We start from the raw sequence: 1,676 nt of genomic DNA, 5'->3' as shown, positions 1-1,676 counted from the left end.
TCCGTATCTACTTATGAAAAAGGAATATATGTTTATTTAACTATTACGCATAACTGTAAGGAGGAAGAATATGACTAAAAAACTCAGTCTAGTTGAGATAGAGTACATTTGCAATATGTTTTTTCAATCTTTCGAAATTCCAGTTTGTTTTTTAGATTGTAACAAAAATATTCTTTTAGAATTTAAATCCAAAAATGATTCACATTCGTTATATACATCAAAAATAGAACAGTTACATATGCTTTTTCAGAGAAATGATACATATAATTCCCCCATCTTCAGAACTCACGAATATCTAGGGCACTTTATTTTAATTCACATAAAGAGCGATTATATGGTGAACGGTACTGTTATTATTGGGCCCTTGACACATGTAAATTTTTCTACAAGTAAAGCGGATAGTAACCTTAATTTTATTCCAAATTATAAAAGAACAAGAGACCATTATTTTTCATTGTCAGTCAAAGATCAAAATTTCTTTGTAAATATAGCGATATTGTTCTATAACATTCTCTATAAAAAAAATTCAGATGTAAGCACCTTTTCAAATAACAGTGACTCACTTCATATAAGTCATAGCAGCATCTTAAACGAAGATGTATATATTTCAATGCAAAAAGACGAATCCATTTATCATAATTTATATATAGAGCAGCAACTACTTAGTTCTATAGAAGACGGGGATAAAGAAACCGTCCTCAAATATTATTACGAATTCCAACAAGAGACTCTTTCATCTTTATCTTCATTCCATCAATTAAGACGTCATAAAAACATTTGTATTTCATCCATCACGCTCGCTACTAGATATGCGATAAAAGGGGGACTTCCATCTGGGATTGCTTACAAAATTTATGATTTACACATTCAAAGAACAGAAGATTTAAAAGACAAAGAATCTGTTTGGGATTTATTAAAAAATGCTTTTTGTACCTTTGCAGACCGTGTAAAGGCACAAAAAACACAGCAACATTCACAGACTATTGCTATTTGTAAAAACTACATTTTTAAAAATATTTACAATCCAATATCTGTTAAACAACTTGCTAAATTTGCAAATGTGAATTCAGATTATTTATCTATATTATTTAAAAAAGAAGTCGGTATTTCATTAATTGAGTACATTCAACGTGAACGAGTCGAAGAAGCAAAGAAATTATTAACTTTCACCACCTATCCCTTATCAGATATATGCGCTTCGCTTAATTTTAGCGATCAAAGTTATTTCACTAAAATTTTTAAAAAATTCACCAATGAAACACCTGGTAAATACCGAAAATCTCATGTTGTCATTTAGAGTGACACTTCCATTAAAACAAAGTGTTTTCAGTAACTTATCAATGGCAAATTAGAAGTACTCCTATATTCATGAGCTATAGGATTTATACTATTTTCAAATTAAAAAACACGTTACTATTCTTTTATTTTAATGAGAATAGTAACGTGTTTTATATGTAATATAGTTCTGTAGACAGAATAGTATCCAACTGCAAATTTTTATAAAAGCCAAATGTACCGCTTAACTATTAAAATCTTAATAAGTAAAAAATCCATATTTCGTTTTATTTACTTTCTACTTTATTTCTTTTGAATACTGAACTCTTTTCTTCAAACGAATGATCCCTACTATTATTTTTGTATCTTTCTAAATTTGCGAATCAAAGTGAGTACTGTAC

1 protein-coding gene is annotated in these 1,676 nt (G+C 28.7%); it reads left to right on the top strand.

What is annotated here, in order from left to right; translation table 11 throughout:
- Positions 1–70 precede the first annotated feature (70 nt).
- Positions 71–1,297: an AraC family transcriptional regulator gene (locus ABWK52_RS29200; protein ID WP_000162832.1), complete on the top strand. Its 1,227-nt coding sequence runs from the start codon at positions 71–73 to the stop codon at positions 1,295–1,297.
- The last annotated feature ends 379 nt before the right edge of the window (positions 1,298–1,676 follow it).

The sequence above is a fragment of the Bacillus sp. AP50 genome (genome assembly GCF_040492675.1).
GTDB lineage: Bacteria > Bacillota > Bacilli > Bacillales > Bacillaceae_G > Bacillus_A > Bacillus_A cereus.
This window is presented reverse-complemented; position numbering and strand designations above follow the sequence as displayed.

Excerpts from the sequence above, each read along its gene's own strand:
- ABWK52_RS29200 (WP_000162832.1), top strand. The coding sequence starts at position 71 with ATGACTAAAAAACTCAGTCTAGTTGAGATAGAGTACATTTGCAATATG.